The organism is uncultured Thermosynechococcus sp. (assembly GCF_938074695.1).
Classification (GTDB): Bacteria; Cyanobacteriota; Cyanobacteriia; order Thermosynechococcales; family Thermosynechococcaceae; genus Thermosynechococcus.
This window is the reverse complement of sequence record NZ_CALJEM010000028.1, coordinates 1-24,142: the sequence shown is the minus strand read 5'-3', so window position 1 is coordinate 24,142 and position 24,142 is coordinate 1. Positions and strand designations below refer to the sequence as shown.

Here is a 24,142-nt window from a genome sequence, read left to right as displayed (position 1 = left end):
ATGCTAATACTGGGTACGCTTGCTGTAGAGCAAATAATTATCCCGACTTACGGTGTCAATAATGGCAACCACGGCTGCGTCAATGGGTTTGTCAGTGCCATTGATAATACAGCGGGCGGCACTGCCTCGGCTTACCAATACCCACTCATCCTGTCCTGCACCAACGGTATCCGCAGCCACTTCGTAGTCGGGTAAAAATTCGCCGTCCTCACCCAAATATTGCAAGATGAGAAACTTGACTCCCGTTAGGGTGTCTTCTTTTTGAGTACTGGTAACGGTGCCGCACACTCGCGCGATTTTCACTACGGGCGACCCATCGGGCGAATACCACTAACGCTTTCGCGGAATTGCTCCACTGCTTCGGTGTAGCGAATGGGGAGCACGTACTCCAGGTTTTCGTGGGGGCGAGCAATAATGTGGGTAGAGAGCACTTGACCCCCATTGACGCGCTTCACATTTTCTACACCCGCCGCAACAGAAGCCTGTACTTCAGAAACATCACCCCGCACAATTACGGTAACTCGACCACTGCCGATTTTTTCGTACCCCACTAGGGTAACGCGAGCAGCTTTCACCATTGCGTCTGCGGCTTCCACCACTGCAGGGAAACCGAGGGTTTCAATCATACCGACGGCAATTGCCATTGTAATAACTCCTAAACGTCAAACAAAAGGACTAGAGGATCGATAAGCGATGCAACTGAAAACTCCACCAAACTGCCCAACCCCTTAGTTTCGGAATTGCTCCACTGCCTCGGTATAGCGAATGGGCAATACGTACTCCAGGTTTTCGTGGGGGCGAGCAATGATGTGCGTAGAAAGCACCTCCCCGCCATTGACACGTTTGGCAGAATCAACGCCGGCAGCCACTGAGGCTTGCACTTCGGAGACATCACCCCGCACAATCACGGTGACCCGACCACTGCCAATTTTTTCGTAGCCCACTAGGGTGACCCGAGCGGCTTTTACCATTGCGTCTGCGGCTTCGACAACGGCGGGAAATCCGCGCGTTTCAATCATTCCCACAGCAATTGGCATGAGTAAGCTCTCCTAATTAGAATAAGGGTAAGCAGTACAAAAGCTAGAGTTGCAATCAGAGCGATCGCCACAGAAAATAACGACGGGATAGCCGATTGTTATCGTGACGTTAATCACCGTCTTTCTATCTCTAAAACAAGCATAGGGTCAGGGGTTTCTTTTGACAATATAATGATTGATAATCTTTTCTACTTTCTCATATTATCAAACCTAATTTTAGGCTGGTGATGCTCCCTTTAGCCCAAAGCCACCCAATACAAATGGGTTAATCCATAGAGTTTTATCTAAAAATGCTTATCTTCTCATAGTCCAATCGCCCGATTGAGAGGGTTTTGTCTGGGTTTGCCTAGAATGAATAGAGTATTTCAATGCTGCTTTGTATTTTGCTAGATCAAAGTCTATTTTCTAGCAAACGCCAATTAACTCTTCGCGATCAACAACACAAGGATTTAATATCAAACATGGCTTAAAGCTGTAGGCACAACCGCAGGTTTTCGATGGAACTGATCCAAGCGGCCCTGCCGGCCTTTCTGCAAGGCGCACTGAACACCTTGATTTACTGTGGTATTTCTTTTCCCTTAGCGATGCTCCTAGGCATTGTCTTGGCCGCTATGACCACCTCGCCATTTTTGTTTCTGCGCTGGCCAGCCCTAGGTTTTATTGAGCTAATGCGAAATACGCCTATGATTACCCAACTGCTGCTCCTTTACTATGGTGTCGGTGCAGTCTTAGGCCAGATGAACCTTGCCACTTGGGTAAATGCTTGGACAGCGGGAGTGACAGCCCTGGCACTCAACTATGGCGCCTATGAAGCAGAGGTCTTTCGTGCCGGGTTGCAGGCGGTGGATGTGGGTCAACAGGAAGCTGCCCTCTCTCTGGGGATGAGCCAACAGCAGGGGTTTGTGCGCATTATCTTGCCCCAAGCCATCCAAATTGTGATCCCACCCTTGGTCAATGACTTTATCTACATGCTCAAGGATTCGGCCATTGTCAGTGTAATTGCTGGGGTGGATTTAACTTCCGTGATGCGGGTATGGGTAATTCGCCACAGTAGCAATCCCTTTCCCCTCTATGCCCTCGCCTTAATTCTTTACCTGCTTATGAGTTTGCCCATCGCATGGTGGGGACGGCGTTTGGAGGAGCGGCTAAAGGCTAAAATATCCTAAGGTCTGCACATTCTGGAGCCGCTTTCTCCGTGAGCGATCGCCTGCACCTGAGCTACTTACCTAGCCTCACCACAGAACGGGACGGCCAAGATGTCATCCGAGGTTTGACTCAGCACCCCAAGTCTCTTCCCTCCTACTACTTCTACGACGCTGCGGGATCTCGCCTCTTTGAGCAAATCTGTGAGCTGCCGGAATACTACCCCACCCGCACAGAGTTGGGCATTTTAGAGACCGCCGCCGGGGCGATCGCCCAACTTACGGGTCCCTGTGAACTGGTGGAGCTAGGCAGTGGCAGCGATCGCAAAATTCGCCTCCTTCTATCGGCCTATGCCGAGGTGCAACCCCAGCTTTACTATCATCCCATTGATGTCAGTGGTTCGATCCTGAAAAGCAGCGCCATTGCCCTTCTTGCCGACTATCCCCAGCTCAGGATTCATGGCCTGGTCGGCACCTATCAAGTGGGCTTAGAGCACCTACCGCTCCCCTTGGCTCCCCGCCGCTTACTCTGCTTTCTCGGTAGCACCATTGGTAACCTGTCTCCCAACGAATGCCAGCGCCTTTTTCAACAGATTCATCGAGTTCTCAGGATTGGAGACTATTTCCTATTGGGCGTGGATCTGATCAAAGACACCAGCATTTTGCTCCCCGCTTACAACGATGCCCAAGGAGTGACGGCTGCTTTCAACCGCAATATCCTCCATCACCTCAACTGGCGATTTCAAGGCAATTTTCAGCCCGCAGCCTTTGCCCATCGCGCCATTTATAACCCTGTTGCCCAGCAAATTGAGATGTATCTGGATTCACAACAAAGCCAAACCGTAGTCTTGGCCGCCCTTGATTTTCAGTGCACTTTTACGGCGGGCGAACCGATTCTTACGGAAATTTCCCGCAAGTTTGACCTTACTGCCCTCAAGCAAGCACTAACCGATACTGGATTTCAGTGGGTCAATGCCTTTACCGACCCTCAGCAGTGGTTTGCCCTCTGCCTCTGCCAAGTTTAGGGCGAAAGCCCTAGGAATAAGTTAAAATCAGGAAGGAAAGCCGCCTCCATCCCTCAGGTTGCGGCCTGAATAGCTCAGCGTGGAAGGATTCTATGCCCATCGGCGTACCCAAAGTTCCCTACCGGATGCCCGGTGAACCCTACACTCAGTGGATTGACATCTACAACCGCCTCTATCGCGAGCGGATTATTTTCCTTGGTAAGGAAGTGGATGATGAGATTGCCAACCAAATTGTGGCGGTGATGCTCTACCTTGACTCCGAAGATCCGGGCAAAGACATCATGCTCTACATCAACTCCCCCGGTGGCTCCGTCACAGCGGGCATGGCGATTTATGACACGATGCAACATATTAAATCCGATGTCGTCACCATTTGTGTGGGCCTGGCTGCCTCGATGGGGTCTTTCCTCCTTGCAGCCGGTACCAAGGGCAAACGGTTGGCACTGCCCCACTCCCGCATCATGATTCACCAGCCCTCTGGTGGTACCCGTGGCCAAGCAACGGACATTGAAATCGAAGCGCGTGAAATTTTGCGGGTGCGGCGGCAACTCAATGAGCTATACGCCTACCATACCGGCCAGCCCCTCGAAAAAATTGAGCGGGATATGGATCGCGACTTCTTCATGTCCGCCGAAGAGGCGAAAAACTACGGCCTGATTGATCGGGTGATTGAGGAGCGTGCCAACTAGTTTGCCTGCACTAGTGACATAAAACAAAAAATATTGAGGTTTCCTATGTGGCAAATCGCGCAAGCATGCCCTAAACATTCGCCCAAGCGGGCCGTGGGCAGTGGTCTATCTATCAGCCGCTTCTCTCTCCTTGTGGGTGCCCTCATGGCACTGGGAATCACTCAGCCTGTGCGTGCCCAAGCCGCCAGCCCTTTGCCGCCAGAAATGATGAAAAGTACGATAGAGCAGATGAGTAACTCCCTCGCACAATATGTATCGGGAGCCAGTTGTACGGATATTGCACAGTTAATCAAAATGCTCCCTACCAATGCCAGCAATTTAGCCCCGGATCCTAACTCGATCTTGGGTGCAGTGATACTCTCAGTTAAAAACAGCCCCGATCTGCAATCAATCATTGCCTCACGGGTGGGACCCCCGTTGATTGGTAAAGTAATTGAGTGCAATATGATTTCTCCTGAACTTCTGTTCCAGGTGATGAGTCGATAAGCACCAACACTTTAAGGAGAAGCTTATGACTTGGCGTGGCACCACCACCGTCCCAGATCGAATTTTTGCCAGCTTAGCGTATTTGCTACCGCTTTTTTACGTCATGCCCTTTGGCGGCTTTTTATTTGAGCTGTTTCCGCCACTGCAAGCACTGGTGCTGGTGGTACTGCCCGTTGCCTTGATCTATTCAATTCCCTTTGCAGGGCTACTGGTTTTTATGCTGCTGTACCTGCTGGTGGTGCGCAACAGCCGCGTTAGCCTTTTTATTCGCTACAACACGATGCAGGCCCTGTTGATGGGGATTGTGCTGTTTATTGTCCAACTGCTGGTGCAGCTTCTCGTTCGCGTTGCCAGTTTTGATCTACTGATTAAAGTACTCTTTAACTTTGTCTTTATCGCCACGGTAATTGGCGTCATTTATGCGGTGGTGCAGTCTGTGCGCGGCATCTATGCCGAAATTCCCACCCTCTCGGATGCCACAAAAAGCCAAGTCTTCTAGGGGATGCGAGGAAGTCCCTCATCTCGTATGATTAGAAATTGACGCTACGAAAAACGACAACATCATGGAAACACTCAAAATTACCGTTTATATCGTTGTGACTTTCTTTGTGCTACTTTTTGTTTTCGGGTTCCTTTCGGGTGATCCGGCTCGTAACCCCAAGCGCAAGGATTTTGAGTAATCCTGGTCAAAGGGGGCGGGCATCGGGTAACGTAACTAGGCAGTGGTCGTGAGGAAGTGTGGCCGTTGTTGTTCTTACCCCTTGCTGCTAGTCTGCCCCCCCCTACACAACCCACAGAAATTACTGAGGTCATCAGCCCATCCCAAGCGGATTTACTCGGAACAACGGTAACCCCTGATTTAAGCAGTACAACGCCGATCCGCGCTGAGGCAGCCCCCCGCCGCCTTGGGGAGGCAAATGCCGAAACTCCTGTTGTCCGTGACCAGCCCTTGGAGGTGACGGCCGATCGCCAAGAATTTGACCTGATGCGGCGGTTGTTTAATGCCATTGGCAATGTCTTCCTCCGATTCAAGGAAGCCGAACTAACCGCTGATCGCATTCAAACCGATATTGAGGCTCAAATTCTTGTGGCCGAAGGCAATGTGACGATTACGCGGGGCGATCAAGTACTGCAGGGCGATCGCTTGGAATACAATCTCAAACTGGACCGAGGTGCCCTCACGAATGCTCGCGGTGTAGTCAATACGGCTAGGGTAGATCCAGATCTGAGGCTAACGGCCTCTCCTGATCCCCCCTCCATGGGTACCCTTCCCGGCTTTGATGCACAGGAGGCAGAGCCCCAAGCAGAAGTAACGGAAACCTTTGATCGATTGCGATTTGAAGCCGATCGCCTAGAATTTGATGGCCGCCGCTGGTTTGCCACCAATCTACGGATTACCAATGATCCCTTTAGTCCGCCGGAACTCGAAGCACGGGCACAGGAAGCCACAGCTGAACCCCTCAATGCCGATGAAACTCTCCTGAGGGTGCGACGGGGTAGGGTTGTGTTTGATCAACGGGTGGCTTTGCCTATAGTCCTGCGCCGCTTTGTGGTGGGTCGCCCCTATGAAATTCTGCCCTTTGAATTTGGCTACGACGAGCGCGATCGCGGTGGAGTATTTCTGGCCTATCGGTACAGAGCGATCAATACTCCCAATACTCAGATCACCTTCCTGCCATCAATCTACTTAGAACGCATCGTTAATAGTGACTTTGATATTTTCGATGCCAAGAGCTATGGGGCAGCAATTGAGCTAGGACATCGGTTCACCCGCCAAACACGAGTACGCGGTTATGGCTTTTTGAATACGCTGAACCCCAATGACTGGCCGAGCAGTTCACGGGCAGGGGTAGATCTGTTCCACAATATTGATGCCCGCAATGTGCTGACGGTTTCTGCCATTTATCGCCCGCGTGTTTTTAATCGTTCCCTTGGGGAGCAGGAAATTACTAGTAGCTTTGGAGGTACGTTTAGCGGTACAGGCATTCCCTTAACTCAAGGCCTAGCACTCAATTATCTTCTGGGAGGTCAATACATCACGGCTGCCAGTGATGATCCATCCCTACCTCCTAAGCCAAGCCTTGGGCGTCTTCAGGCAGGGGTTACCTTGAACTGGGTCATGCCCATTTGGCGGGGGACGCCCCTACCCCCTACGCGAACCCAAGGTCTGCGCTATAGCCCCCGTCCTGTCCAACCCTTTTTGGAGTTCTATAGTCAGTTGGGGGGAGCGGTGAGTTACTATACCCATGGCAGGACTCAACCCGCCTTAACTGTAGGGGCAGGTTTTCGGGGTCAAGTGGGGCATTTTTCCCGCAATTGGTTTGACTACACCAGTTTTGATGTGGGGTTTACCCAGACATTAAGTGAGCCATCTTCCCCCTTTCTCTTTGATCGCATTAGTGACTTTAGCGTCCTCAATATAGGCTTCCTCCAACAGATCTATGGTCCAGTGAGGGTTGGCACGCAACTGCAAATTAACGTAGATACAGGCAGAGCCTTCGATACAAATATCATTGTGGAATACAGCCGTCGTACCTATGGAGTTATGTTTCGCTATAACTTGGATCGCCAGTTAGCCGCAATTGTTTTGCGCATTAGTGGTTTTAACTGGCGCGGCAATGCTGATCCCTTTTCCGGTCCTGGACTGGGCACAGCAACTGACGGTGTAATTCGCTCCAATTAGGATGACGCTTCTATGCCAACACCCAATGTACGTGTTTTTGCGGATTTGGCTGCGCTGACGGCGGCGGCAAAACAGTTTCTTCTTGAGCAGGCCACTGGGGCGATCGCCCAACGGGGGCAGTTTACCCTAGCCCTTGCCGGCGGGAATACGCCTAGACCGCTGTATGAAAGCCTTGTCTGTGCCGATACCCCTTGGTTACAGTGGCACATTTTTTGGGGGGATGAACGCTATGTGCCTCTTGAGCACCCCGATAGCAATGCGGGGATGGCCTTCCAAGCTTGGCTGAACCACGTGCCCATTCCTAAAACTCAGATTCACCCCATGCCGACGGCGGATGCCGATCCTCAGACTGCTGCCGATCGCTATGAGCAAACCCTGCGCCAACACTTTGGCTTGCGCGAAGGGGAATTTCCCCGCTTTGATCTAATTTTGCTGGGTATGGGTCCCGATGGCCATACGGCCTCCCTGTTTCCCCACACCGCGGCTCTCACAGTGAGCGATCGCCTGATTACTGTGGGCAACAAAGATGGCCAACCCCGCCTCACGTTCACCGTACCCCTGATTAACCATGCCCGCCAAATTCTCTTTCTGGTAACCGGTGCCAATAAACAAACCGCCCTGCGCCATATTTTTGCCGGCACGGGCGATCCCCATCTCTATCCGGCGCGGCTGATTACTGGCAATACCCTTTGGTTTTTGGATCAAGCGGCGGCGCAGGGGGTTGTTGAAAATGCCTAGGCAGTGGGTCTGCCCCGTTTGTGAATGGCCTGAATAATAGCGATATTGGCTTTGGGAAAGGGAAACTGATCTAATTCTTCAGGGGTGACCCAGCGAATAGCCTCGCATGCCAACGGCTGGGGGGTTCCCGCAACATGCCGGCAGTAGTGAACATGGAGTGTCACCCGAAAATGGGTGTAGGCATGGTCAATGTCAATCAAATGCTCACCAACGCTAATCTCGATGCCCAATTCTTCACGAATTTCCCGCTGAATACACTCCTGAACCGTTTCATTGGGTTCAATTTTACCCCCCGGAAATTCCCATAATCCCCCCAATAGACCCGTCGGGGGTCGGCGATCAATGAGAATCTGACCTGCTGCATTCCAAATCACGGCAACACCGATCTCTTTGTGGGGAAGGGGGGAACGGCTCATTTTGCGGGGAATCTTATCGGTTAACTGCTGCTGATGGGCAACGCAGGAGTGTTGCCAAGGACAAGCATGACATAGGGGTTGGCGGGGTGTACAGATCGTTGACCCCAAATCCATGAGGGCTTGATTAAAATCGCGGGGAGATTGGCGACACAGCAGTTGCTCCGACCACTGCCACAGTTGCGCTTCCGCCTGCTGGGGGGGGACTGTGAGGCCATAAAGACGGGTAAGCACTCGTTTGACATTGCCATCGAGAATCGGCTGTGGCTGATTAAAGGCAGCACTGAGAATAGCCCCTGCAGTACTGCGACCAATTCCCGGCAGGGCCACCACTGCCTCGTAGGTGCAGGGAAATTGACCCCCATGATTGGCCATGATCTGCTGCGCGGCTCGGTGCAAGTGGCGCGCCCGTGCGTAGTAGCCCAAGCCCTGCCACCGTTTGAGAACGGCTTCCAAATCGGCAGCCGCTAAGTCGGGGATCGCGGGAAAGGTGGCTAGCCAACGCCGGTAGTAGGGAATCACGGTGGCCACTTGGGTCTGCTGGAGCATAATTTCCGAGACCCAGATGGCGTAGGGATCACGAGTGTGGCGCCACGGTAAGTCTCGCCCCTGCTGTTGATACCACTCCAAAAGCGCAAAGCGAAGGGCAGGTAGGACATCCCCGCCCCCCTTGTCCTGAAGTGTTGGCATGGGCTATTTGCTGTCTTCCCCTTGGGCGGCAGCCTGGAGCGATCGCTCGAATTCCAGGCGTTGCTCGGCGCCGCGGAGGAAGTAACCGCTCATCATTGCGGAAGCCAAAAGACGCCCTAGATGCTCCCGATTGGTGGTAATGGAAACCTCGAACCCCTCCGGTGGCAAGTAGCCCAGCAGGTTACCAATATGGCGTTCCATCACAATAGCCATTTCCGGGGATGCGGGACGGGACAGACGAGCCACCACTTCTGCATCTAAGCTTTGCAGATAGTTCCAGAGGGAGTCAGCCCTTTCCTGAAGGTTTTGAGGGTTCATGGTTGGCTCCATAGAGTGTCCTCCCAAAAGGTTATCTCGCCAACAGGTCGTTGTGCCTGTGATGGCCTAGTTTTAATCTAGCAAGGATAAATTTTCAGTAGGGGGTGGGAGAACCGATCTCCCTAGGTCTCATTTTCCGTCCCCGTCTTTACTATTATTTAGTTACTAAAAATAGGGTTGTTTGGGGTAAATCCGTATGACGGAACGTGATTTGTTTGACCTTGCACCCTATATTGATCATACCCAGCTTGACCCCTTGGCAACCACCGCCGATATTGAACGTTGCTGCGCAGAGGCTGAACAGTGGAAGTTTGCCGCTGTCTGCATCATGCCCGTGTGGGTAAAGACGGCAGTGCAGCTTCTGCATCGCACACCCGTAAAAGTGTGTACTGTTATTGGCTTTCCCAGTGGTGCCCACACCAGTACCACAAAACTCTATGAGGCGCAGGAGGCAGTGGAGAGCGGCGCTACTGAGTTAGATGTGGTCATTAACTTGGGTTGGTTGAAAGAGGGAAACACAGAGGCCGTCTATCGCGATATTGCCCAAATCTGTGGGGAAACAGGGGTCACCGTTAAGGCAATTTTGGAGACCACAGTGCTGACGGAGGAAGAAAAAAAACTTGCCGTGGATATTTGCTTAGATGCGGGGGTGGCGTTTTTGAAAACCAGTACGGGTTGGCGTGGGGGCGCAACGGTTGCGGATGTGCGTCTTCTCAAGCGCCTGAGTCGCGATCGCGTGGGGATTAAGGCCTCTGGGGGGATTCGTACCCGTGAACAGGCCCTTGCACTCATTGATGCAGGCGCTACGCGCTTGGGCACTTCCCGTAGCCTCGACTTGATGCAGGTCTAGCTATTCACCCGTAATGGCAAGGGAACTCACCCACACCGGCGGACAACAACCGTAGGGGGTAACTTCCACTTCGGCGCCCAGATGGAGGATGTTTTTCAATAGGCTGCGAATGTCGCCGGCCACGGTGGCGGCTTCAATGCTGATGGCTTCGCCGTTACGCAATAGCCAACCGTCAAAGGGTAGGGAAAAGGAGCCTTGAAGGGCTTTGACACCGGCGTGCAGGGCGTGGAGTTCATCAATCCAGACCAGGCCATCGGCGCGATCGCCCCCCTGCCCCGCCGGCACATCGTAGAAGTGACCGCTAACGGTGACTTTTGCCCCCAAGTTGGCGTGCCCTGTGGGCTGGGTTTGAAAGCGGCGGGCGGTGCCCGCACTGTGGTAAAGACCCGTAAGAATCCCCTGCTCAATCAAAGGGGTGCGGCGGGTGGGAGTACCTTCGCCATCAAAGAGGGGCTGACCCACATTTTCGGGATGGCGGGCATCGTCATAGACACTCAACAGGGGGCTGGCGATCGCCTGTCCAAGATCCTCTGGGGTAGAAAGACTCTGGCGATCCAAAATGTTTTGGGCATTGAAAAGATTGCTAAAGGCATTCAGCAAGCTGAGGAACGCCGAGGGTGAAAAAAGAACCGGATACTGACCGGAGGCAATGGGTTCGTAGGTCAAGTGGCGGATGGTTTTGTCGGCCACTTCATCAATGCAGCCGGCAATATCCAGATGCTCAAGGTCTGGACTCATGCGAATCGCACCGGCACTGCGGGGTTTGCGACCGGCTTCATCGGTTTTGCTGTAGAGATAGAGGGTAGTCGTGGTGGTGGTTTGCTGGCGATGGGCACCGTCACTGTTGAGATAAAACCGTTCTAGCCGCCGCTGACTGAGGCCATTGTAGGGTACACTGGCGATCGCTGGGTGGCGTCCCAAGAGGTCTCGCTCCGCCGCAATGAGTTGATCCAAGAGGGTTTTGGCCGGGGCAAGGGGCACCTCAGTGGTTGTTACGCTGCTTTCACCAAGGGGCGCTGTGGCCAAGGGGCTGAAGTCGGGAATGTCCTCGGTGACCCCAAAAGCACTGGCCTCTTTTGCCATTTCTAAGGCTGTTTCCAGACCGCGATCGTCCAGTTGGGTGGTGCTGGCTACCCCTAGGCGACCTGTGGCGTTCCATACCCGCACCGTGATGCCCGATCGCTGCGAGGCCTTCACCTGTTTGGGTTCCCCCTGCTGCACCTGGACACTAACCTCATCTACATGGGAGCCACCAAGGTCAAATTTCTCAATACCAAGGCGGCGGGCGATCGTGGTGACTTGATCGTAGAGGGTAGATGCAGGGGTCAAAGTTACCGTCATGGCGCTCGGATTGATTAACAAATCTTAAAAACTATTCTAGCCCTATCCTCGCTGCGGCTGGCGATCGCCAAAGTGGACTAAACCTCATCATTTCTCGCTAAGATTTTTGGAGCAATGTCAGTTACGGGAAAAAACCTATGGTGCAGCCATCCTTAGGGGTCGATGGTGACGGTGAATGGTTAGGGGGAAAATCGCCCCCCTGGTCTGAGCGCCGCGCCCGCCTTGAAGAATTAATTGTGACACTGCGGATTGCCGATGAATTGGCGGCCGGTAAGTACTTGATTACCAGCGCAGAATTGGCAGAATTGATGGATGTGCATACCAGTGCCGTCACCAGTCGGGGTGAAGAATGGACATGGCGCAATTGGCAGATCTCCCGCGTGCGCCGTGAAAGTAACCAAATTCTCTGGCAGTTGGAGCGCATTGATGTGTCTAAGGAATCGTCCTCAGAAGTCCCCCCCGCCTAATTTATGAGAGAGGTTGTGAGCAAGTCATGGATTTGGATTTTCCCCTAGAGTGTTTTGACTCCGATTTAAGTGCCACTGCCTTGGCCCACTTTCTCCAGGCCGATCAATTGGCCGTGGATACAGAAACCATGGGCTTGAATATTCCCCGCGATCGCCTGTGTCTTGTACAGCTATGTGATCCGCAGGGACAAGTGGCAATAGTCAAGATTGCTCGCGGGCAAACGGAAGCCCCCCACCTTCAGCAACTCCTAGAGCACCCCCGCATTACCAAAATTTTTCACTATGCCCGCTTTGATTTGGCGACGTTGCGTTACCACTTGGGCATCCGCGTTCATCCTGTCTTTTGCACCAAAATTGCCAGTAAGATTGCCCGCACCTATTCCCCCCGCCACGGCCTTAAGGATTTGGTCTTGGATTTACTGGGGGTGGAGATTGATAAATCGGCTCAAAGCTCTGACTGGGGCAATACTATCGCACTGCGGGAAGATCAAATCCGCTATGCCGCCAATGATGTACGCTACTTGATTCCCCTGTGGCAACGGCTAACGGAAATGTTGAAACGGGAGGAGCGCTTTGAGTTAGTACAAGCAGCCTTGAGCTGCCTACCCGCCATTGTGGATTTGGATTTAGCGGGGTACACTCAAGTCTTTGAGCACGGCTAGAAAAGGATCAATGCTCGAAACACCACTGGGCTGAGAACGCCGGCACCGCTCAGCGAAGGCACAGGGATGGCAATACTTGGGAATCTGGGCTGCGGGAACTTGCGGCAGATCCTGCCCTTGCCCATAGGCTTGTAACCATTGACTCAGTTGGTTGAGACACTGTTCTAGGGCTTGGTGAACCGCTTGGTGGGTAGTGTCACTGTAGGAAAAGGTGTAGAAATTCGCCCCCTTTTCCCCTTGAGCAAACCAATAGGTCATGGAAATCTGCTTGGGGGAATAGGCACTGGTGGCTGCTAGGAGATAGCAGTACAGGTGAGTCTGCCAATGGTGGCTTAGGGTTTTTGGGGCGGGGGGGCGGGCATAGGTTTTCCAGTCGAGAATCTGGGCTTGCTCTTGGCCAAAAATCACATAGTCATACACACCCACAAGGGTAAACTCCTGCCAACCCAAACTGCGGTGGTGCTCTGCCTTACCTTGGCCTTGAATCATTGGCGGTGGCGTTGTTTGAAAGGCTTCAAACCAAGGCTTCAATTCGGGCTGCGCTTCAAGGATGGGGTGGACATCGAGTCCCTGAAGGTGTTGTTGCATTAGGCGGTGGAAGTTGCGGCCCTGCTTTTGGGAAGGAGTTTCTGTCAACGTGGCCTCCGGCAGCATCAAGCTGTCGAGATAGCGGTACTGGTATTGCCGTGGACAGGTTTGCAGCGTTCGCAGATGGGCTTGGGAAAGTTGCATGGTCTAGATCCAACCCAATAGTGTCACGAGGCCGTAGAGAACCCATAGGGTAGCAACGACAATTGCCCAATAGGGGGCAGCCCAAGAGCGCTTTTCCTGTAAATCCGCGGAGTCCCACTCACTCACTTCAACAAAGGGAACTGTACCGCGGCGAAACCAACCGCGTACCACCAGCGATCGCCCCCGCAGGTTTTTGAGATAGGCTGGCTCAAGGATGGGCCAAATCGGTCCCCAAGCCCTATGGCAGCGCAGGGGAAACAAACCCTGATCCGTCTCCAGCCACAGGTGCTGTCCTAAGCCATTGCGCAAGCCCGTCACTGCTCGTAAATGCCCCTTTAACTGAATAGCAGGGCTATCGAGGGGCAAAAGACGACGGAGAAGCTGACCCAAGGTGTAGGTTTGCGGTGGCCGAGGTGGGTAGTAGGCATTCAAGCGCAAAAAGAGACCAAGACCAATGCCAATGGGAATGAAGCCCCGTGCCAAGGTTGCCCAATCTGCCAACCACCAGAGGGCGATCGCGCCCGTCCGCAGGGCAAACTGGCCAATGGCCGTGAGGAGAATCGTGATGATCACTCCTGCGATTCCCCCTAACAGAGGTGCCACTTGTTGCCAAGCCTGTTGACACCGCAGGGAGGAAATGGTGGGCAGCGAGAGGAGGGGAGTCAGTCGCCATTGCTGCGCATCGGTCATCAGGGCTTGCAGGCGCAGTCCCAAGGGGCGATGGGAGGAGGTTAGGCGAAACCAATATCGCAGGGGATGGGCGGTATCCCAGCGGATCACTGTTGGCCAATCGAGGGGTTGATTTCCCAAAAGAGCAGCTTGGGTCGGATTCAGAGGGAGGAGCAAGCGCAGCGATTCTAGGGGAGCACCGATTTCCCCTTGGACACGCACTGTTGCTGCTGTGGCTTCCATGAGGCGAAACCAAGCCATCACAAGGGTATTGGGATTACCGATGAGTGCTGCCCCTTGGCGATCGCTATAGTAGTGCCGCAATTGATTGCTCCAGAAACAGAGCAGCTCCAAGCCGCGAAAGAGGAGGTAACTCCCTTGGCTCACAAGGGCACAAAAGAGATAGGGAATTCCACGGATGATCCACCGTCCCCAGTGACTGCCATAGGGAGGCGCAACGCGATCGCCCCAACGACTCCCCCAACAGTAAAGGTCATAGAGCAGTTGCAACAGCAGCACAAGGGGGGTCACCAAGGTATTCAGCCCCAGCCGCAGTTGGGCAATTTCACAGGCCATCAAAGCCAGCAGTTCCTCGCCAGAGAGCGATCGCAATAGACCTTCGCTGACAATAATGCGGCGCTGCCAGCGTCCATAGCTAAAAATGAGGGGGGCTGCCGTCATCAAACAGCCCACTTCGGGACGGGGTTGCCACCATGACCACGGCAAACGCCCCAAAAGCATCAGGGTTTCGGGACTATACTCCTCAAGTTCTCCAAGGCTAACGGGACGCAGACCATAACGCGCACGCAAGCGCCACGACCACAGCCAGCTGCCACCGCTGAGCAGTCCCAGCCCCAAGCAGCCCAGCAAAAACCACGCTATCGCCCCTTCCCAGCCCCGCAGGAGGGCCAGTTGATCATTGGCATCGCTGAGGAGAGCGGCGATCCCCCCTTGGAGAAGCCCTTGAAGTAGCCACGCAACAAGAAGCAGTGTTGCCCCCTGACTCAGCCAGAGATAGAGGCGAGGCACCGGCCGCAGTTGCATGGGTGGGTTGGAACCCGCTGCCGCAACAAACCGAGAATGGGGGGAGGTCGGTTCCTCACCGAGATAGCGTTCTAACTCAGGTAGATATTTTTCTGCCCAAGCCCGAATCGGCGGTAGGGGCGATCGCGCCAAAAGTTGACACAGATCAATGGCTTCCTGCCACTGCTGAGTGCAGGCATAGGCTTTAATGAGATGCAGGTGAGCCTGCAGCCCCTCTCGGTGTTGACCATGGGTGGCAATCACTGCCTGGAAAGCAGCGATCGCTAGTTGATAATCTCCCCGATTGAAGGCAGCTAAACCTGCCACGTAGCGAGGATCTAAGCGAAAATCGGATTCTGGGTCGGGCATACTGGAGTATTCCCCGAATTATGGTTGATGGCTACTGCCGAGGGCGTGGGCTTTCAAATCTTCTAAGGAGACATACTCAAGGGCGCTGACATGGGTGGCCTCAAGAATAACGGGGGGAGCTACGCCTGCCTCAAGAGCTTCGCGCCAACGGGAGGCACACAGACACCAGCGATCGCCCGGTTTCAACCCCGGAAACTGATAAGCAGGCACGGGCGTCGACAGATCATTACCGCGGGAACGGGTAAAGGTGAGGAATTCTGCGGTCATTTCAGCACAGATGACATGGGCGCCGACATCCCCTGCCCCTGTTCGGCAAAAACCATCGCGATAGAAGCCTGTAAGTGGATCTTGACAGCAGCACGCCAAGGGTGTTCCCAACACATTCTTTGCCGTCATAACCAATGCCCCCAAGGGTTGAATCCTACGTTTAGCTATAGCATAGGAGTGTTTTGAATGTCTGTCTCCAAAACTCCGCAAGGGCACTGCCCCTCCAGCAACCGATCTGAACTCAATGAGCTAAACTAGGGAGCAGTGTAGCTACAAAAGTGTGTGACCTATGCCTAGCGTTGTTCCTCAAGAGCGGCAGCAGGTTATTCGCAAGCACTATCCCAACTACAAAGTCATTGTCCTCAACGATGACTTCAACACGTTTCAGCATGTGGCTGCCTGTTTGATGAAATACATTCCCAATATGACCAGCGATCGCGCTTGGGAATTGACGAATCAGGTGCATTATGAAGGCCAAGCCATTGTTTGGGTCGGCCCCCAAGAACAGGCAGAACTCTACCATGAGCAACTGTTGCGGGCAGGTCTGACCATGGCACCCCTTGAACCCGAATGAGGATGGCCATTTGCAAAGCATGTTATTGGGGCTATTAAAAACTCTGAATCCTGTTACCTTTCTCCATGTGTCAGGATAAAAGGTAGTTTCAAGATTGAGGAACTGCCTATGGCCGTCAGCACGTCCAAACGTCCACCCCACTTAACACTTCAAGTGTTGGACATTGCCCCTGAGACGACGGCAATTCGTTGCCTCGATTGGGATCGCGATCGCTTTGACATTGAGTTTGCCCTTGAAAATGGCACCACCTACAACTCCTTTTTAGTCAAAGGGGAACAGATTGCCCTCGTGGATACCGCCCATGCCAAGTTTGGCGATCGCTACCTCGAGCAACTCTGGCAACTGGTGAACCCCGCTGATTTGAACTATCTTATCGTCAGCCACACCGAACCCGATCACAGTGGCCTTGTCAAGGATGTATTGGCAAAAGCTCCCCAGGTTACCGTGGTGGCCTCGAAGGTGGCCTTACAGTTCCTTGGGGACTTGATCCATCAGCCTTTTAATCAACGGCAGGTAAAAAATGGCGATCGCCTTGACTTGGGCAAAGGACATGTTCTTGAATTCGTCATGGCGCCCAATCTCCACTGGCCAGACACGATTCTCACCTTTGACCATGGCACCCAGACCCTCTTTACCTGTGATGTCTTTGGCGCCCACTTCTGCAACGATGATCCCTTTGATACCGAGCCAGAACTATTAGAGCCAGACTTCAAGTTTTACTATGACTGTCTGATGGGGCCCAATGCCCGCTCAGTGCTCTCCGCCTTCAAACGCTTGGAAGTGCTGCCGCCAGTGCAACTGGTTGCCACAGGGCATGGCCCGCTACTGCGCCATCATCTCCCTCAATGGCTAAATTCCTACCGCAATTGGAGTCAAGAACAGGCAAAAGCGGCAACGACAGTGGCCATTTTCTATGCGGCTAACTATGGTTATGCCAATGCCCTCGCAGAGGCGATCGAACGGGGGGCTGCTAAAACTGGGGTGGTGGTTGAAAAAATGGATCTGCTCACTGCTGAACCTCAAGAGATTCGCGAACTCACCGAGATTGCCGCTGGACTTATTATCGGTACACCGCCCACCACGGCTGTTGCCAAAACTGCCCTAAGTACAATTCTTGCGGCTGCCCATGCCAAACAAGCCATTGGTGTCTTTGAAAGCGGCGTGGCTGATGCTGAACCCGCCTATCCATTGCTAAATCAATTTCGTGATGCCGGTCTAACCCCCTCATTTCCCGTGATTCGAGTAACAACGGCTCCCACCGATGCCCTATTTCAAGAGGCTGAAGAAGCCGGTACCGACATGGGGCAATGGCTGTTGCGCGATCGCACCGTCAAGCAGATGAAGTCCTTAGACGCCGACTTGGATAAAGCCCTCGGTCGCCTCAGCGGCGGACTTTACATTATCACCGCCCAAAAGGGTGCGATTAACAGTGCGATGTTGGCCTCTTGGGTGGCACAGGCCAGTACTGACCCCCTTGGAATTTCCATTGCTGTAGCCAAGGATCGAGCGATTGAGTCCTTCCTCCACGTGGGGGATACCTTTGTTCTGAATGTTTTAGAGGAAGGTAATTACCAGCCCCTCATGCGTCACTTCCTGAAGCGCTTTCCACCGGGCGCCGATCGCTTTGCCCACGTGAAAACCTATCCTGCGAATAACGGCAGTCCGATTTTGGCCGATGCCCTTGCCTACATGGAATGCACAGTGGTGAGCCGTCTGGATGCCCACGACCACTGGATTGTCTATAGCACCGTTGACAGTGGCCGTGTCTCGAAGCCTGAGGGCATGACCGCCGTTCACCATCGCAAAGTGGGGAACCATTACTAAAATGGGGTTGTAGGGCGATCGCCTCCTACCCAAAGTGCGTTAGACTAGGTTTGCTGCGGACGTGGCGGAATTGGCAGACGCGCTAGATTTAGGTTCTAGTACCGCAAGGTGTGTGGGTTCAAGTCCCTCCGTCCGCATTTTGCAATTTCAGTTCCAAGACTAGGATTTACTGGGGAAGCAACCCCTGCTTCCTAGCCTCGATCTAGCAGCTCTGAGTTGCAAATAGCAATGGACACAACTGGACTCGAACCAGTGACCCCCACGATGTCAACGTGGTGCTCTAACCAACTGAGCTATGCGTCCCTACTATTCTAAGTAATTAGCTATTTTAGCGCAGGTTTGGTGTAATCTCAACACTTTGAGCAATGCCGCCGCGCATCCTACGAATGAACGGGAAGCGTTATTTGCTCGTTAGCGGCGGGGGTGATATCGTTTTTCTAACCAAGTATGGCACTATTGCCCGCCAGAAAAGACTTCTGGGGATCCGGGCAGATATAAGGCCTGCTTGGCAAGGTACAACTGAACCTGTAAGTCTTGGCATCACCCGACTTATAAACGTAGGGAAGAGGCCAAAAGTTGGCATGAACCACTTCAACCCAAAACCCCCAGGCAGAAATGACGTGGGGTGCGGCAAAGGCAAAAGTTCCCGGCAGTAGGTGAGAATGCCGCCTCCCTCTCTGGTAACAGGCTTGGGAAGCCGCTTATCAGCGGAGCATTCACAAAAGCGTTGGCTGCTACTAGGGAGTGGTCGCGCTCATATTCGGACGAACACAACAGCTGGTCACCGTTAACTTGGCTGCCATTACACTGGTGTCATCTTGGGTGGTAAAAGATAAGCGACAACCATTCAACCAAGCCGGCTGCATTGGAATGGTTAAGGTTTGAGTTTGCCCCGACGCAACGGGAAAACTGTTCCAAAGGTAACCACTAGCCAAGAGTGTGCCGTTTTTGTAAATGTACCACTTGTCATTACCAGCATCGGAGCTTTGGTGACTTTGACCCCCCTGTAGTGCCTTGATCTGTAGCTCTAGGGTAGCCTTTTGAATTTCACAGCAGTTTCCTTCCCTACAGGGGGCGGGAAAAGAAAACGTGTGACGCAGATGGGTATTGGGGGTGCTAAAGCCAAAATTCGGCGACACTGTTGTGGGTAGAGGTGGCGCTGGTGGAAAATCGGCAGGATTTGGGGTGGTAGGTGCAGCGGCAGCCGCACTCAGAACGATCGTCTTTGGGCAGGCTGTCTGTCCATTTAGAGGAGGCATGATTACCTCAGGTTGCCGAGGTTGTGGTTGCGCATCTTTTTCCAATCGGGGAGTGTCGAGGATTGAGGGTTGTCTTTCTCGCCCCTCGGGTCTAGAGCTTTCTACGGGCCTACCCCCCCCTCCCGGTTTTCCTAGACTTTGCTCCGCTTTAAGGGTCGTTGCAACAACCAGAGTAAGGATTCCTAAAGTAAACAGGCGAAGATACCTCATTGTGCCAGCTCCTTTCTAAATCAACAAAGCTAGACTTGAGGAAGTCCTTGGCAAAGATTGAGTTCCCGATTGATCCCCATCGTTAAAAAAACTATAAGAAAATTAATCCTTCAAAAGGAAAATTAAAGGAATGGGCTGGCCTAGGTGCCTCCTCATAAAATCTAGACATCTAGAAGTCCTGGAGTTTAGGAGCTGGGCGTGCAGAAGGCTCCAACAGACGGACAGTGACAGTGCTGTTGGCGCGATCGCTCAAGGATCGGGTGGCTACTCCTAAAATCACCGGCTCCGTCACCCCCGGTTCAGGGTGCACCACGGTACGGGCAATCACCGTTAGGCGATCGCCCCCTCGGCCAAGCCGTCCCAAGGAAAATAAATCATTCGCTGCTTGGACTAAGGTTGCCTCAAGGGCACTGCGCTCAATGGCGGGGGGCACTGTGATGACCACTTGCGTTGCCCCATTGTCATAGACGAGGGTGTATTTAGCGGCACCGGGTACCGGGGCGCGGACAATCGGCACAATACTCAGGGCAAAAAGTCCCACCGTCACAACCCCGAGAAAACCCGTGATACCGACAAAGCGAAAGCGCACCCCCCAGCGAAAAACAAATGTCAGTACAGTCAAGCCGGCCATGACAAGCGTGGCCACTCCAGCCCAGCGGCTATAGGTGGCAAAATCGGCGGGGGTTAGCATTCCTGTTCCTCCTCATTGCTAACGAAGCCATTGACAGGGGCTTGATCCTGCTGCAATGCCGCCCGCAGGGTATGCCATGCCAATGTCGCACACTTAATCCGCACCGGAAACTGCGCCACGCCCTGCATCACATTCAGCTTGCGCAACTCATGGGGAAACTCAAACTGCCCCTTCATCATTGCTTGAAACTGTTCCACCATTTTTAGGGCCTGACTCACGGGTTGTCCCCGCAGGGCATCCGCCATCAAATCCGCTGAGGCCATGGCGATCGCGCAGCCTTCCCCCTCAAACTGAATATCCTGAATGATCGTCTCCCCCTGTTCATTTGTCCCTAGGGCAATGGTTAAATCAATCGTGTCTCCACAGGAGGGGTTGTGTCCCCGCTGCTGGCGATCCACAGGCTGTGTGCGGCCACGGTGGCGGGGTTTCTTGTAGTGCTCGAGAATGACTTGCTGGTAGAGGGTGCGGAGATTATCAAGAGACATTTAGAATACTCTATGCTCGATGCATTTCCCCAAGGATTTTATAAACTACATTAGCGGGCAAGGGCAGTGAGACTTTGCCAAAAAAGCGTCAAGGTGGCTGCTGTCCCCACACCAAACATGAGAGAGCGCCCCAAGGGAAAGTTGGCAATGTAGCAGATACTGTACAAAAAGCGAGCCACGACAAAACTCAGGCTAGCGATCGCCACCGTTGAATTATTCACCCCGGCAAAAAGGGTCAGTAGGACTGCTGCGGCAAAGGGCATAAAGGTTTCAAAGCTATTTTCGTGTGCCCACACTGCCCGCTGCGCAAAGGGAGGCAGTTTCTCAAAAAGGGCACGGGGAGCCGCCATATCAAAGCCTGCCTGCAAGCGCCCCACCACCACAAAAATGTAGGGGAAATAGATAAGTAACGTCGCTATGAGTAAACTGGTGGCCAGTAGCCAAGGGATATTGCTCAACATCACCTAGACTCGCTCCAACATTGGTAGAGCACCACTCAGCATCCTATCGGTGGGGGGCAATTCCTCACAAAGGATTTCGCAGGCATTGTTGGGACTTTCAATCAACTTCACCTTATGCAGCGTTGCCCCCAACTGGCGAATCGGCTCCCGCAACAACTGGGCAATGTAGATGGCAATATTTTCTGCCGTCGGCACCACCGTAGCAAAATAGGGAATGTCTTTATTCAAGAATGTGTGATCCAAGGGTTCAACCACCTGTTCCTTCAGGACTTCCTCTAGCTTGACCAAATCAACAATCATGCCGGTACGGGGATGGATTCTGCCCTTGACCGTAATCTCCACATGGTAGTTGTGGCCATGGCCGTGGGGGCGGGCACACTTGCCATAGATGCGGCAGTTTTCCTCATCGCTCAGCTCCTCAAGGGCAAGGCGATGCGCCGCACTAAAGTGAGTACCAACAGAAAGATAGGCTTCCATAGGGTCTCCCGTATAGTCCGCCCAAAGGCGGGGATGTTCAAACAGTCGAATACGCACAAGGGGTAAGTGGGCAAAGAGCCGATCCCAAATCACCCGTGCAATATGTTCTGTGGTGGGTAATGTGGCTTGAAACTCCGGCCACACCTCATTAAGGTAAGAAAAATTCAGGGGTTCGAGGACTTCACGGCGAATGATGTGCTTGACCTCCGATAGATTCAACACCATGCCAAAGTCGTCAACAACGCCCCCCAGGGAAACAAATAGCTCGTAGTTATGACCGTGGCCGGGGAAGCGACTATGGACACCAAAGCGCGCTAAATTCTCCGCTTCTGACCATTCGGGTAACCAGTAGCGATGACTGGCGGCAAACTCAGCGCGGCGGTGGATAATACAATTCATCTCAGCTTATGAAGATTTGCCACAATTCAGCAATCTTCCCCTATCGTAACGGATTCTGGCTTTCCCAACCATTGGCTTTTTTGGCATATTGCCCTAAAGTCTGCCAAGGATAAAGGGCTTTTGCCGCACTTGGCCAATTATCCAGCGGAGACTGTGGTTACTGAGAATAGACACAGGCCCCATCACCATTAGAGATTTCACCTCTGCGCGGCTAATTTTAACCACACCCCCCGGTTGCAGCATCGCAGTTGAATGGGTTAGTTCTCGCAGGGTGGCATAGGCAAACAGCAGCGGCAGGACACAAAAAAGACGGATAGGAATCGCCGCCTTAGGCACCGATAGGAGGTAGGCTTGGGCTGCATCCAAATCCTGCCAAGCAAGGGCAATTAATTCCTGAATGGCTGCACGATTTTGCTCAAGGTGTTCAGCACTGAGGATAAACTGGTGGCTACTGCCTTGGAGCAGCAGCGATTCATTGGGGATATAGATCGAGTTTTCGTGCTCCGCATCCCAAGCAATATCCTTGAGAATGTTCACGGTTTGCAGAGCTTCACCAAAGGCAGCACAGCGCTTGAGCAGCACTTGATATTCATCTGCACCAATACTGGGGGAATGCTCGTACCACAAATCCGTCAGGAGATAGCCAACGGTACCGGCAACGTAGTAACAGTACTCTTTGTATTCATCGAGGGTTTGAATACGGATGCCGTTGGGATACAGGTTAATAAACTTTTTCATCCCCTGCACCATTTCACCGACCCAGCGTTGGATGTGTCGTTGGGACGTGCGGGGCAAAGAGCGGTAGAGGGCAAAGACTAACCCGGTATTTTTCACCAGTTGTACGTGGGCTGGCTCCCCCTGAACCCCCCGTGCTGTCTCACCATAATTGTTAGCGAGGTCAGGGCTGTCAAAACACTCTAGGAGATGGTCCAACAGGGCTGTTTTTGCAGGGATACTGGTAATTGGATCATCCTCAACCGTATCGGCAATGCGACAGATGAGATAGGCCACCAGAACCGCCCGACCCAAATTTCCGGGAAGGAAGCGAATACTGAGGGCAAATGTGCGCGACACTTGGGGTAATATCTCTTGGCAAAAGCGCTCAGCATCCTTAACGGAAACTGGGTTCTCCAGCACCAGTTGAATCATAGGGGGGTTCACTCCTACACGCATTGATCGATAGTTGAGTCAATCCTCGACCGTTCCTCAGGCCAACGCTTTTGGGCACTCGATTTGCGATTCTCTGCACATGCTTCGCGATCGCAATTCGACAGAAGCCAACTTTTATAAACAAGGATTGAGCAAAATCTATAGCTATCATATTGATTTTTGTTTGTCTAGGTGGCCTGTGACAGTTAGCGAGGTGGGGGGATAGCTCACAACTTGCCAGAACGATAGCATAGTCTTAACAACTAACAACGGTACCAGATTTGGCGGAAAATGCCTCTCATCTACGATAGCGGACGCTTGAGTGTGACACTCTTTCCATTGGTCAGTTTCTAAACTGCCCGCGATCAGGCTATCTAAAGGTCGAGACGTTAGCTAGTTTTAAGATGTGCATGAGTCCATAATTCATGACTTCATGTCTCGTCCTTGTGCCCCAGGGGGCAGAATACCAAGCAGTACAAGGGGGATTACAGCACTCCAACGTAGCCATTCTTCCCCTGCGGGCCGGGGCAGCCGCTGTGACCACACCGGCCTTGATCACTGCCCTGAAGGCGTTGCCTGCAATGATTCTGGTTTTGGGGGTCTGTGGGGGCTTACATCCTGAGGATCGCGTGGGCGAAGTTGTGGTCTATACCACCTGTCAGGATGAAGAAGGGCAAATGTATTTTTTAGATCAGAGGCTATCGGCAAGATTGGCGCCTGCTTGGCGACGGGTGAAGGGCATCACAACGGCGAAAACCCTTTCTAAGGTTCAGGAAAAACAAGCCCTTGCGGCTCGCTGGGGGGTAGAGGTGGTGGATATGGAAGGTGTGCACTTGGTCAAGGCGCTACAGGGTATTCCACTGGTGATGGTGCGGGTAATTAGTGATGGGGGCGATCGCGACCTACCGAATTTAAGTCAAGCCTTTGATGCTCAGGGGAATTTGCAGCCGTGGCCACTGGCGATCGCCCTGCTCCGTAACCCTCTGGCGGCAGCACATTTAATTCAAGGTAG

29 protein-coding genes and 2 tRNA genes are annotated in these 24,142 nt (G+C 53.0%); 15 read left to right on the top strand and 16 right to left on the bottom strand.

The window, feature by feature from the left end:
* Positions 1–3: 3 nt before the first annotated feature.
* The 3 genes from Q0683_RS04700 to Q0683_RS04690 all read right to left on the bottom strand — a co-directional run bounded on the left by Q0683_RS04700 (position 4) and on the right by Q0683_RS04690 (position 1,037).
* On the bottom strand, positions 4–303 hold the full coding sequence (locus Q0683_RS04700) for a EutN/CcmL family microcompartment protein (RefSeq protein ID WP_298613351.1): 300 nt from the start codon (positions 301–303) through the stop codon (positions 4–6).
* Entirely contained in the window at positions 303–644 is a 342-nt protein-coding gene (locus Q0683_RS04695) for a carbon dioxide-concentrating mechanism protein CcmK (protein ID WP_011056790.1), read from the bottom strand. Before Q0683_RS04695 ends, Q0683_RS04700 begins: the two co-directional genes overlap by 1 nt.
* Positions 645–728: 84 nt before the next feature.
* Positions 729–1,037 (bottom strand): carbon dioxide-concentrating mechanism protein CcmK, encoded by a 309-nt coding sequence (locus Q0683_RS04690; protein ID WP_011056791.1) that lies wholly within the window; start codon positions 1,035–1,037, stop codon positions 729–731.
* Positions 1,038–1,534: 497 nt separating this feature from the next.
* Between Q0683_RS04690 and Q0683_RS04685 the strand changes: the two genes are divergently transcribed.
* The 8 genes from Q0683_RS04685 (at position 1,535) to pgl (ending at position 7,800) form a co-directional block, all read left to right on the top strand.
* Complete coding sequence (locus tag Q0683_RS04685; protein ID WP_298613346.1) at positions 1,535–2,203, top strand: amino acid ABC transporter permease; 669 nt, start codon at positions 1,535–1,537, stop codon at positions 2,201–2,203.
* 29 nt (positions 2,204–2,232) lie between these two features.
* Complete coding sequence (gene egtD / locus Q0683_RS04680; RefSeq protein ID WP_298613343.1) at positions 2,233–3,204, top strand: L-histidine N(alpha)-methyltransferase; 972 nt, start codon at positions 2,233–2,235, stop codon at positions 3,202–3,204.
* A gap of 92 nt (positions 3,205–3,296) precedes the next feature.
* Positions 3,297–3,893, top strand: a complete 597-nt coding sequence (locus Q0683_RS04675; RefSeq protein WP_041428943.1) for an ATP-dependent Clp protease proteolytic subunit — start codon at positions 3,297–3,299, stop codon at positions 3,891–3,893.
* Positions 3,894–3,938: 45 nt separating this feature from the next.
* The gene (locus Q0683_RS04670) at positions 3,939–4,379 is read left to right on the top strand and encodes a hypothetical protein (RefSeq protein WP_298976521.1); all 441 of its coding nucleotides are present in this window, start codon (positions 3,939–3,941) and stop codon (positions 4,377–4,379) included.
* Between the two features lie 25 nt (positions 4,380–4,404).
* On the top strand, positions 4,405–4,878 hold the full coding sequence (locus tag Q0683_RS04665) for a Tic20 family protein (RefSeq protein ID WP_298613336.1): 474 nt from the start codon (positions 4,405–4,407) through the stop codon (positions 4,876–4,878).
* Positions 4,879–4,942: 64 nt separating this feature from the next.
* A complete protein-coding gene (locus tag Q0683_RS04660) occupies positions 4,943–5,059 on the top strand; it encodes a photosystem II reaction center protein I (protein WP_298613333.1) in 117 nt (38 codons plus the stop codon).
* Between the two features lie 68 nt (positions 5,060–5,127).
* A complete protein-coding gene (locus tag Q0683_RS04655) occupies positions 5,128–7,062 on the top strand; it encodes a DUF3769 domain-containing protein (protein WP_298618034.1) in 1,935 nt (644 codons plus the stop codon).
* Between the two features lie 12 nt (positions 7,063–7,074).
* Positions 7,075–7,800, top strand: a complete 726-nt coding sequence (gene pgl / locus Q0683_RS04650; RefSeq protein ID WP_298612114.1) for a 6-phosphogluconolactonase — start codon at positions 7,075–7,077, stop codon at positions 7,798–7,800.
* Here pgl and mutY read toward each other — a convergent pair.
* Together mutY and Q0683_RS04640 are read right to left on the bottom strand one after the other, a co-directional pair.
* The gene (gene mutY, locus Q0683_RS04645; protein ID WP_298612113.1) at positions 7,797–8,903 is read right to left on the bottom strand and encodes an A/G-specific adenine glycosylase; all 1,107 of its coding nucleotides are present in this window, start codon (positions 8,901–8,903) and stop codon (positions 7,797–7,799) included. The two genes, pgl and mutY, sit on opposite strands and share 4 nt — an antisense overlap.
* A 3-nt stretch (positions 8,904–8,906) precedes the next feature.
* Positions 8,907–9,221 (bottom strand): DUF760 domain-containing protein, encoded by a 315-nt coding sequence (locus Q0683_RS04640; protein ID WP_298618036.1) that lies wholly within the window; start codon positions 9,219–9,221, stop codon positions 8,907–8,909.
* 196 nt (positions 9,222–9,417) lie between these two features.
* Here Q0683_RS04640 and deoC point away from each other — a divergent pair, with 196 nt between their 5' ends.
* A complete protein-coding gene (deoC, locus tag Q0683_RS04635; protein WP_298612106.1) occupies positions 9,418–10,071 on the top strand; it encodes a deoxyribose-phosphate aldolase in 654 nt (217 codons plus the stop codon).
* Here deoC and Q0683_RS04630 read toward each other — a convergent pair whose 3' ends face one another.
* Entirely contained in the window at positions 10,072–11,412 is a 1,341-nt protein-coding gene (locus Q0683_RS04630; RefSeq protein WP_298976516.1) for a TldD/PmbA family protein, read from the bottom strand.
* 137 nt (positions 11,413–11,549) lie between these two features.
* Here Q0683_RS04630 and Q0683_RS04625 point away from each other — a divergent pair, with 137 nt between their 5' ends.
* Positions 11,550–11,879, top strand: coding sequence for a hypothetical protein (locus Q0683_RS04625; protein WP_298612102.1), 330 nt, complete (start codon positions 11,550–11,552; stop codon positions 11,877–11,879).
* 26 nt (positions 11,880–11,905) lie between these two features.
* Positions 11,906–12,541 carry a ribonuclease H-like domain-containing protein gene (locus Q0683_RS04620; protein WP_298612099.1) on the top strand — a complete coding sequence of 212 codons (636 nt, stop codon included), beginning with the start codon at positions 11,906–11,908 and terminating at the stop codon, positions 12,539–12,541.
* Here the strand turns inward: Q0683_RS04620 and Q0683_RS04615 are convergent.
* The 3 genes from Q0683_RS04615 to Q0683_RS04605 are packed head-to-tail and all read right to left on the bottom strand — an operon-like array spanning position 12,506 to position 15,730.
* Entirely contained in the window at positions 12,506–13,273 is a 768-nt protein-coding gene (locus Q0683_RS04615; RefSeq protein ID WP_298976513.1) for a PD-(D/E)XK nuclease family protein, read from the bottom strand. The two genes, Q0683_RS04620 and Q0683_RS04615, sit on opposite strands and share 36 nt — an antisense overlap.
* Before the next feature lie 3 nt (positions 13,274–13,276).
* Entirely contained in the window at positions 13,277–15,334 is a 2,058-nt protein-coding gene (locus Q0683_RS04610; RefSeq protein ID WP_298617344.1) for a zinc metalloprotease HtpX, read from the bottom strand.
* An 18-nt stretch (positions 15,335–15,352) separates the two neighbouring features.
* Positions 15,353–15,730: a DUF2237 family protein gene (locus Q0683_RS04605; RefSeq protein WP_298612649.1), complete on the bottom strand. Its 378-nt coding sequence runs from the start codon at positions 15,728–15,730 to the stop codon at positions 15,353–15,355.
* A 160-nt stretch (positions 15,731–15,890) separates the two neighbouring features.
* Between Q0683_RS04605 and clpS the strand changes: the two genes are divergently transcribed.
* From clpS to Q0683_RS04590, 3 genes are all read left to right on the top strand, one after another.
* On the top strand, positions 15,891–16,175 hold the full coding sequence (gene clpS, locus Q0683_RS04600; protein ID WP_181495524.1) for an ATP-dependent Clp protease adapter ClpS: 285 nt from the start codon (positions 15,891–15,893) through the stop codon (positions 16,173–16,175).
* A gap of 108 nt (positions 16,176–16,283) precedes the next feature.
* On the top strand, positions 16,284–17,999 hold the full coding sequence (locus Q0683_RS04595) for a diflavin flavoprotein (RefSeq protein ID WP_298976510.1): 1,716 nt from the start codon (positions 16,284–16,286) through the stop codon (positions 17,997–17,999).
* Between the two features lie 55 nt (positions 18,000–18,054).
* Positions 18,055–18,136: transfer RNA gene (locus Q0683_RS04590), tRNA-Leu, on the top strand.
* A gap of 92 nt (positions 18,137–18,228) precedes the next feature.
* Here the strand turns inward: Q0683_RS04590 and Q0683_RS04585 are convergent.
* The 7 genes from Q0683_RS04585 to Q0683_RS04555 form a co-directional block, all read right to left on the bottom strand.
* Positions 18,229–18,302: transfer RNA gene (locus Q0683_RS04585), tRNA-Val, on the bottom strand.
* A gap of 434 nt (positions 18,303–18,736) precedes the next feature.
* Positions 18,737–19,258: a hypothetical protein gene (locus Q0683_RS04580; protein WP_298976508.1), complete on the bottom strand. Its 522-nt coding sequence runs from the start codon at positions 19,256–19,258 to the stop codon at positions 18,737–18,739.
* Between the two features lie 379 nt (positions 19,259–19,637).
* Positions 19,638–20,159 carry a Ycf51 family protein gene (locus tag Q0683_RS04575; RefSeq protein WP_298976506.1) on the bottom strand — a complete coding sequence of 174 codons (522 nt, stop codon included), beginning with the start codon at positions 20,157–20,159 and terminating at the stop codon, positions 19,638–19,640.
* Entirely contained in the window at positions 20,153–20,644 is a 492-nt protein-coding gene (gene sufU, locus Q0683_RS04570; RefSeq protein WP_298976504.1) for a Fe-S cluster assembly sulfur transfer protein SufU, read from the bottom strand. The genes Q0683_RS04575 and sufU overlap by 7 nt, the downstream gene beginning before the upstream one ends.
* Before the next feature lie 50 nt (positions 20,645–20,694).
* Positions 20,695–21,105 (bottom strand): MAPEG family protein, encoded by a 411-nt coding sequence (locus tag Q0683_RS04565; protein ID WP_298611478.1) that lies wholly within the window; start codon positions 21,103–21,105, stop codon positions 20,695–20,697.
* Positions 21,106–21,108: 3 nt separating this feature from the next.
* The gene (locus tag Q0683_RS04560) at positions 21,109–21,981 is read right to left on the bottom strand and encodes a 6-carboxytetrahydropterin synthase (RefSeq protein WP_298976501.1); all 873 of its coding nucleotides are present in this window, start codon (positions 21,979–21,981) and stop codon (positions 21,109–21,111) included.
* 93 nt (positions 21,982–22,074) lie between these two features.
* Positions 22,075–23,130: a phytoene/squalene synthase family protein gene (locus Q0683_RS04555; protein WP_298611473.1), complete on the bottom strand. Its 1,056-nt coding sequence runs from the start codon at positions 23,128–23,130 to the stop codon at positions 22,075–22,077.
* A 425-nt stretch (positions 23,131–23,555) separates the two neighbouring features.
* Between Q0683_RS04555 and Q0683_RS04550 the strand changes: the two genes are divergently transcribed.
* A partial coding sequence (locus Q0683_RS04550) for a hypothetical protein (RefSeq protein ID WP_298976498.1) occupies positions 23,556–24,142 on the top strand: 587 nt, incomplete at its 3' end.